Here is a 9,526-nt window from a genome sequence, read left to right as displayed (position 1 = left end):
TGCGGTGGATCCGTTAAGCTGTAATTTTCCTTGGAATAGTCCATATGCTTTTTCTGAAAATAAAGTTATAAATGGGATTGAATTAGAAGGATTGGAATTTAAAAATTTACAGACTGACTTTGGATTTAAAATATCTTTATCTCTTGATAATAGTAATAAAATTACTGCTAGTATATATACTGCAATTACCAATAATACTCATGGTTTTGGTTTTAACATTATGAATAATAGTGGTAGAACTTCTGTCAATTTCGCTTATGTGCCAAAAATTGATTATAATATAACCGCAAATGAGCAAAGAATAAACATTGGAGGTAATATAGCAGCAAATCCTATTAATTTTTCAATAAATAATCCTACCAATATAGTTTTTAAAACTTCAACTAAACCTGATGTTCCAATTAGTAATTTAGGTGTTGGTGTAGGTTATAATTTATTTAGTAGAAAATTATATTTTGGATTAACAAATCAGAAATTAGAAACGAGTTTGTACCAACCTGATTTTGAATTAAACGGTGATACACCATTTTCTAAGTATAATCAAAACCTTGTAGAAAGTAGTTCTGCTGATCTTAAGCCACAATCTAATATTTCATTTAATCTTGGCGGATCTTTTACTACTCAAGTAGATGGTGGAATAGGAAATATGAAGAGTATGACAGTTAGCAATTATCCATCTCAAACAAATGAGGAGAAAAATCAGCTAATAAAAGCTCATCAAAAGAGTGAAGCAAACAAGCTTTCAGAGCAGAATCAGACTCCTTTGGAGAAAAAACTTAATGATAATATAAAAGCAACGACAAATACAAAAAGTAAGGTTGCTCCTTATGTAAAAAAAGGTTTTAATGCGGTTCAAAATTTATTTAAAGATTAATTCTATGACTAAAATAGTAATATTAATGTTTTTTTGTTTTAATATATATGGACAAGGCAATAAGAAATTATCGTCAGTTCAAAATTTCGAGCAATCTAAAACGTACTTTGAAAAAAAACAATATAAAAAAGCACTTTTTTATATAAACGAATCATTGGCTTTCAATCAATTAAATAGAGATTATTTAATGCTTAAGACAAAAATACTGTTTTCAGACTCAAACTGCTTGGATGGTTTTAATACAATTACAAAATTAATTGTGAATGAAAATGGTCAGCAGGATGATGAAGCAATAACTTATTTCTCTGAATTACTTGACTGTTTAGGAGAAACAGATAAATCAACAAAAATTCTTAATGATTACGTTAAAAAATACAAATCTTCTGAGATTTTAGCAAGACTTGCACAACGTTATTTTATTTTAAAAGATTATGACAAATCTGTCCATTTTTATAAAGAGTTAATTAAATTGAATCCAAAAGATGTTGCTGCTATAATAGATTTATCAGGAATATATTCTTTTTTAAATAAAAAGGATGAAGTAAGAGAACTAACACTTCAAGGATTAAAAGATAATGAAAACTGCATTCCCTTATTAAATAACCTTGCAAGTTATTATTTTATGGAAAAAGAATTTGAATCAGCAATACAAATAGAAAATCAGATTATAAAAATACAAACCAATGTAGAAAATTTAGCCAGTAGAGCAATGTTTTACGAATATAATAAACAATTTTCAGAAGCATATGAAGATTATAAGAGAATTATATTATTGGATAAATGCAATGCCTTTCATTATTCTAAAATTCTGCAATATGAGTATAACAATAGGATGTATGAAAAGGTTATTGAAAATAGTTATAAAGTAATTAATTGTAACGCTTCTTATGAAAACTCAATTATAGACGGACTTTACACATCATTGTTTTTTACCGGAGATTTCAAGAAAGGTAATTTGTATTTAGACAAAAAATTGGCTCTAAATCCTGATAATTTTAATCCATATTATATTAAATCTTTACTTTTATTACAGGACAAGCAATACGATAAAGGTTTAGTTTATTTAGACTTGGCATTAAAATCGGCAGATGTAAATAAGATTGATATTTTAAATGTAAATATCGCAAAATTAGGATATTATTTATTAAAGGAAGACTATCAAGGATTTGTTAATTATTTAAATTCAGGAGATGTTAAAACGTTAAATAATAATTTGAATTTTACATTTATAGAAGATGACAAAAGTAAGATAACGGAAATAAAAACAGATTTTAATAAAAATACAGGAGTCATTAATTCATCAATATTAATTCCAACAAAAGTATTTAGGTTGTTAGAGCGCAAATATGGTTTAAAATTAACTATAAGTAAATGAAATTTGCCCAAATCTGAGAAAGGTTATTATTTAAAATTTAGCAAACATCTATGAACTTGCAAATTTTTTATATTCTTAATAGTTAAACATCTCATCAAAGTTTTTTAGAATAAAAAACTTTTCTACAATTATTTAATAATAATGTTCTCTTTATTCATTAAATAAGCAAAAACACATATTATAAACAACCACTAGAATCTACTGGTTGTTTATAAATAAAATCAACATTACATACTTTTTAATAACCCTAACAGTTACAATTATGAAAAAAAAACTACTCGCTTATTTTCTATTTCTTTTAAACAAAACTAAATATAGGCGGTCTTTAGAACAATTAAAAACGCCCTTTAATCAAAGAGTTTATAGTCTTAAACAATTCAAATATGCAACAATACTATTGTTCGTTTTTGGTTCGTTTACTCCGACATCTGCTGCTGAAAATTCTAAATTAATTCCAAATTATACTAATAAACATGTTAGTATAATGGAAAAAAAATCTCTCACTTTTGCACTTACAGCCGATATTGCAAATTCAGGTACAGCTGCTTTTTGTAAATCACCAACAGGTGCAGACATTTCTGCTAGAATTAAAATTACTGTTTTAGGGGGAAGTGGTACGTATACTCTAAAGTTCCGTGGACCGAAAGGTGATGTTACAGTTTTAAATTACATAAGTGGCAGCCCAATTACTGTTACTCAAAACAAAACGTCAACCTATACACTTATTTCAGTAGTTCAAAATAGTACTGGTTTATCTGCTGGCATAACAACAAATAATGCTACTGTCACAATATTTGATCCAATACTAGAGCAAATTACGCAATCTACGTGTTTAGTTCCAACAGGAAGTGTGTCTATATCATCGCTGCCAGTTAGTGCTTGGACTATAAAGAAAATAAGTAATGATCAGCTTTTAGCAAGTGGCTCAACATCTACATTTACATTATCTCTCCCAATTGGAGTTAACGAATTTAAAATAACAAATAGCGCCGGATGTATTGTAAATTATAAAGTAACTATCAATCCGCAACCAACAAGCATTAATATACCTGTATTAGAATATGCACCTTTACCTTGCAGTAAAGACTCATTTGTACAAGACTGGACAGCTGTTCCAGATGCTACGGGATATAGAATCGATGTGGCTACAGATAGTAATTTTACTAATTTTGTTTCAGGATACGAAAATAAACTTTTAGGAAATGTTACTTCAGAAACTATTACCGGAATTAATCCCGCTGGCACTTATTATGTAAGACTACGTGCAGTATCTGATTGCTTTGTAAGTTCTAATTCAAACGTCTCAACAGTTTTTACACATACTACTGCCTATAATGGGGTATGGTCTGACGGGCTTCCTGATATCAATAAAAATGTTATTTTTAATAGTGATTTCAATATCGCAACTAATACAAACGCTTGTTCATGTCAGGTGAATGCCGGAGCAAATGTAGTTGTTCAATCAGGTATTGACTTGAAAATAGAAAATGGGTTAACAGTAAATCCTGCAGGAAGCCTAACTTTTGAAAATAACGCGAGTTTAATACAAATTAATAATGTTCCGAATTCTGGTAATGTTACTTACAAACGTATAACAGCTCCAATGAAAAATTTTGATTACACTTACTGGTCGTCTCCTGTTTCTAATCAAACTCTTTATAATATATCTCCAAATACCCTTGGTGACAAATATTTCAGCTATGGTCCAAACGGGTGGGTTACACTTTATAATGGAACTGCTGTAATGGAGCCTGGCATTGGTTATATTATTCGTACACCAAAAGATGGAACATGGCCTAATGGAGAGGTTGTAAGTTTTCCTTATTCACAGCAAGTTAAGTTTATTGGGGTTCCAAATAATGGAAATATTAATGGCGAAACGGTACCCGCAGATAAATATCGTCTAGTTGGTAATCCGTATCCATCTGCGCTTGACGCAGATCAATTCATGGCAGATAACAGCAGTATTTTAAGCGGTACGATTTATTTATGGACGCACAACACGGTAATTACTAATAATAAATATACGTCAGATGATTATGCAGCATATAATGGTGTCGGCGGTATTGCGACCAGACCTGCCATTAATTCCGGAATAAACAATAGTGAACCAACTGGGAAGATAGCAGCAGGACAATCTTTTATGATCGCCTCAACAGCAGCCGGAACAATTACTTTTAACAACGGTATGAGACCTGATGGAAATAATGGGCAGTTTTTTAAACAAACAAAAAACAATAAAACGGCTATTGAAAAACATCGTTTTTGGTTGAATCTTACAAATAAAACAGGTGCTTTTAAACAAATTTTGATTGGATATTTGCCAGGAGCAACAAATGAATATGACAATCGTTTTGATGGCGATGCTCTTAATGGGAACACTTTTATTAATTTTTACAGTAAAACCCAAACAACAAATTTATTAATACAAGGTCGTGCTTTACCATTAGAAGATACTGATAGTATTATACTAGGTTACAGTTCAACAATCGATGGTGTTTTTTCTATAGATATTAGTAAATTGGATGGCAAATTCGTTAATAAAGCAATTTATTTGGAAGACAAAAAAACAAATACCTATTTTAATTTAAAAAATGGAGGATACGAATTTAGTACCTTGAAAGGAACATTTGATGATCGTTTTGTAATACACTATATTCCAAATACAATACAAACTCCAGTATTAGCTGAAGTGCCAGAAATGACATGTAATCAAGCATCTTTTGTTCTTAATTGGGAGGCTATTCCGAATGCTAGTTCATATAGATATGATGTAGCGACAGATGAAGAATTTACCAATATAATTCCGGAGTTGCTGGATAGAGAAGTTTCAGGTTATAATTCAGAAGAGATAATGGGTTTAACGGGAACTAACTACTATGTACGATTAAGAGCAATGTATAATTCTGTTGCCAGTCCAAACTCGAATGTCATAAAAGTTTCTTCATCAACCACAATATATAATGGAGAGTGGTCGAACGGTCTTCCTGACAGCAATAAAAATGTAATTTTTGATAATGTAAATTATACTTTATCAGCAGACATAAGTGCTTGTTCTTGCCAAATTAATGCAACTGCAAAAATTACAGTACCAAGTGGCGTAACCCTAAAATTACAAAATGGTCTTACTGTAAAAGATCAAGGTTCTTTAACATTTGAAAACAATGCAAGTTTAGTTCAGATCAATGAAGCAGTAAATATTGGGAATATCATTTACAAACGTATTTCTGCACCAATGAAAAATGCTGATTATACGTATTGGTCTTCTCCCGTTGCAGAACAAAAACTTAATGTATTATCACCAAATACTTTATCTAACAAATATTTTAGCCTGTACAATAATAATTGGGTACCTGAGCAAGGATCAGCTTTTATGACAGTTGCAAAAGGTTACATTATTGGCGCTCCAAAAGGTGGAAAATGGCCAAATGGTGAAATTGTAAGTTTTCCTTATTCACAGCCAGTTCAATTTATGGGTATTCCTAACAATGGACGCTATGAATTTATAGCTGAAAATAGTGGCAGTAAAAACCTAATTGGTAATCCATATCCGTCTGCAATAGATGCAGATGCTTTTTTAAGTGCAAACAGTAGTGTCTTAGGAGGTACTATATATTTTTGGAGAAATAATACGTCGCCTCAATTCTTAAAGTATTTATTAGATGATTATGCCTGTTATAATGCTTTAGGAGGTGTTGCGGCTTCTGCAGCGGGAGAAACTTCAGGAGGATTAAACAGCATTAAACCTACAGGAAAAATTGCGAGCGGTCAATCTTTTATGACAGAAAGTATTGCTCCAGGAACAGTTGTTTTTGAAAACAATATGCGTGTAGAAGGAGAAAATAAGCAGTTTTTGAAATCAGGAAAAACAGCTTCTACAGAAAAGCATCTTTTTTGGTTGAATTTAACAAATCCACTAGGTGCTTTTGAACAAATTCTGATAGGTTATGCTGACGGAGCAACCAATAATTATGACAATCGTTTTGATGCCCGTGATTGGAGTGGAAATTCTTATACAAGTTTTTATAGTGTCAATCAAAATGATAAATTGACTATTCAAGGACGTGCTCTTCCATTCGATAACGCAGATGTTGTACCATTAGGTTATCGCTCTCTTTTAGGAGGATATTTCACAATAGCACTGGATAGTGCTGATGGTTTATTTACGGATCAAGCAATTTATCTTGAAGATAAAAAACTTAAAGTCTTTCATAACCTAAAAGATGGGGCTTATAATTTTGTTTCCTTTCTGGGTACGTATGACAATCGTTTTGTTATACATTATGCGTCTAACAAAACAAATAAAACAGCAAAAAATACTGCTTCTGATGCGATTGGATTAGAAAATGAAGTACTAGTTTCTGCAGAAAATAATCAAATAAAGGTTAACACTTTTGAAGAAATTATAGATAATGTTTTTGTTTTTGATTTAAACGGAAAACTTATTTATGAGAAAGAACAAGTTAATACAAATGAATTTTCTACACCTACATTGATTTTTAATAATCAAATGGTAGTAGTTAAAGTAACTTTACAAAATGGTAAAACAATAATTAAAAAAGCTATCTTATAAATTGTTTAGTTAGATTGTATTTTAAAAAGTCCCATTTAATTATGGGACTTTTTTTATGAAAATATCGATTTCGTTATGAATTAATTAATTATGAATTTGCCTTTAATAATGCTCCAACTTACTATGCACTTTTTCAATTTCCTTATCCATATAAGCCTGTGCGTAATGCACATATCGATTAAAAGAAGTACTTGCGTGACTATGCCCACTAATTTTGCGGACTAAATGTTCTGGCATTCCTAAAATTAATAAAGTGGTAATTGCAGTTCGTCGCATCATATGTGAACTCATTTTGTCACAAAAGCGATTTTTTATACTATCTGTTTTTTTAACTAAGCGTTGCGTTTTGCCTTGCTTTTCTCTTGAAATTTCTATTGGCGAAGTAAATCCAGCGAGTTCTCCTATTTGTTTTAAGCTTTTATTGAAATTAAACAAGCTGGTGTTACCAAAAAGAGTTGCTTTATTATTAGAAGTAGAATATCGCTGAAAAATTGTAATAGCATAAGCCGACAGCTTGATAAAACTAAAGGTTTTGGTTTTCTTCGATTTAAGCTTTAAATACCATTCACCATCAATTTTCTCGAAGTTTTTATTGGTCAATAAAAAAATATCAGAGTAACGCAGTCCTGTTGTGCACCCAAAAACAAAAATATCTTTGATGCGTTTGTAACTCGGAATAAGAGTTTGCTCAAATTCTTTATCATGAATCAAAAATTTAAGCTGTTCTGGTGAGAGTACAAAGATTTCGATTTCTTCTTTTCGAACATAAAACAAACGCTGAAAATCGCCTGTTTGCAAATCTTTATCATTTTTCAAATAATTAAAAAATACTCGAATTACTTTAATATTCGCTCCTACATAATTATCGTGGCAGCCTTTTTTATATAGAAATTCAGTGAATTTTTGATAGAATTTTTTCCAATAACTTTTCTCTGATGTTAGTTCTCGTTTATCCAATTTTGAAGCATCACAAATACGCAATTCAAACTTAGCATCACTCGAAAACTGAATCAAATTATTCAGTACATATTGATAATTTTGTATCGAACTTGGTTTTATTTTTTCACCATTTTTCTTGAGTCGTTTACCTGTTTCAGTTTCTCTTATAAACTGTTTGAACAAAGGAATAAGTGGACTCGTTTTTTTCATGGTTGTTGGTTTTGTCAAAAATATGATTTTAGGTTAGAGTTCAAATGGTTTGGTTTTAAAAGAAAACTACAACTCTTAGAGTTGTAGTTTTTATAATTACTCATCTTTGAGAGTGGGAACTGACAGATATTTACAGATTAAATCTGACAAAGTTATTCTTTAATAAAGCACTTACTATCCATTGATAATTTTCTTAAACTATTATTTCTTTTTATATTTTATAACCTCTAAAAAGCGCTTATTTATAGCTTTCAATTATTTTATAAGCTAAAATATAAACATTTTTTGATTTTAATTCTATCGTATTTTGTCCTGTCTTATCCTGATGCAAATTAATCTTAAAAGTATCATTATAAATTTTGATTTTTGATTCTATCCTAATAGAATCAATTTCATCATTTCTCCCTTTTATTAAAAACCATTTTATATTTGGATCTCTTTCGAAAAAATAAGATCCTTGAAACCATCCTGAACTGTTTTCACAATTAAATCCAAAAGTATTAACGTCTAAAAAACTTTTAAAGTCTTTATTGTTAACTTTCATTTCCTTAATAGCCCAAACACCACTTATGTATTTACAATCATTAGCTTCACAGCTAAATAAAAAAAACAAAATTAAAATTAAAAATTTTCTCATCGCGCCACTCTTGTATTATCTTTTACTTTAACTGCTTCTTGTTGTTCTTTACTTAAGTTAGTACTTCCGTTATCTTCTCTTGATGCTTTCAAAAGAAATTCTGCCCACTGCTTGTTAATTCCTTCTGGTGTAAAATTATTATATATATCCATACCTATTCTCAATATTTCTTTTGCTTCGTTTCCATTTCCTCCAAAAAGTATAACATTCCCAATATCTGAGATATCACTTTCATTAAGATACTGTTTTGGAATCCTACCAGCTTTCGTAGCCAAAGAAATAGCTCCCATAACATCATTAACAATTAATCCAGATTGCTCATTTACAGCTTGTTCTTCAAAAACATCAGTAAAAGTAGCATAATTTTTATATAGTTCTGTTGCAAAAGCCAATGCCAAACCTGCCGAAGCAGTTATTTTTACATTTGTGGGAATTCCAGATATGTATAAATCATTTACAGTTCTATTTCTTCTAATAGATCTTTTGCTTTCTTCTCCCCTCACATTAAGTCCCGTAACAATCCTAGTTTTCGCAAAGTTAGCTCGTGATGTAGCTTTTGAGCCTTCAGCTTCTGATCCAAAATCGAATAATAAATTATCCAAACCTGCACCACTAACATCTGGGGAAATATTATCGATAGAAAATTCTCCAATTACTTGAGAATCATATCCGATAATCTGTGTTCCATCATTCCTTGTAGTTATACTCCCTTGATTATGTACTCTATTTATTTCATTTTGTGTCATATTACTAAAATTTTCAATTTTTAGAAAAACACCTCCATGTCTCAATTCTACCATTGCATCATCTTTATCTAAAAACTCCAGTCCTTCTAATTCAATTCCATCAATAACTCTATTTTCAGCAAAAGCATATGGTGAATTATGTACATATTGTTTTGATAGAGGATCTAATGAT

General features: G+C 30.3%; 4 protein-coding genes and 2 pseudogenes. 3 read left to right on the top strand and 3 right to left on the bottom strand.

Going from position 1 to position 9,526, the window contains the following annotated elements:
- The 3 genes and pseudogenes from IRZ83_RS19365 to IRZ83_RS19355 all read left to right on the top strand — a co-directional run.
- Nucleotides 1–874, top strand: a pseudogene (locus tag IRZ83_RS19365) (hypothetical protein); the annotation flags it as partial.
- A gap of 4 nt (nt 875–878) precedes the next feature.
- Nucleotides 879–2,249, top strand: a complete 1,371-nt coding sequence (locus IRZ83_RS19360) for a tetratricopeptide repeat protein (RefSeq protein WP_194570764.1) — start codon at nt 879–881, stop codon at nt 2,247–2,249.
- Nucleotides 2,250–2,511: 262 nt separating this feature from the next.
- On the top strand, nt 2,512–6,822 hold the full coding sequence (locus IRZ83_RS19355; RefSeq protein ID WP_194570763.1) for a T9SS sorting signal type C domain-containing protein: 4,311 nt from the start codon (nt 2,512–2,514) through the stop codon (nt 6,820–6,822).
- Nucleotides 6,823–6,924: 102 nt separating this feature from the next.
- Here the strand turns inward: IRZ83_RS19355 and IRZ83_RS19350 are convergent, their stop codons facing one another.
- The 3 genes and pseudogenes from IRZ83_RS19350 to IRZ83_RS19340 all read right to left on the bottom strand — a co-directional run.
- Complete coding sequence (locus tag IRZ83_RS19350) at nt 6,925–7,971, bottom strand: tyrosine-type recombinase/integrase (protein WP_194570762.1); 1,047 nt, start codon at nt 7,969–7,971, stop codon at nt 6,925–6,927.
- A 238-nt stretch (nt 7,972–8,209) separates the two neighbouring features.
- A complete protein-coding gene (locus IRZ83_RS19345) occupies nt 8,210–8,608 on the bottom strand; it encodes a hypothetical protein (protein WP_194570761.1) in 399 nt (132 codons plus the stop codon).
- Nucleotides 8,605–9,526: pseudogene (locus IRZ83_RS19340) on the bottom strand (hypothetical protein); the annotation flags it as partial. The pseudogene IRZ83_RS19340 and the gene IRZ83_RS19345, both read right to left, overlap by 4 nt.

Origin of the sequence: Flavobacterium sp. JLP, from assembly GCF_015350755.1 — a bacterium.
Taxonomy (GTDB): Bacteria; Bacteroidota; Bacteroidia; order Flavobacteriales; family Flavobacteriaceae; genus Flavobacterium.
This window is presented reverse-complemented; position numbering and strand designations above follow the sequence as displayed.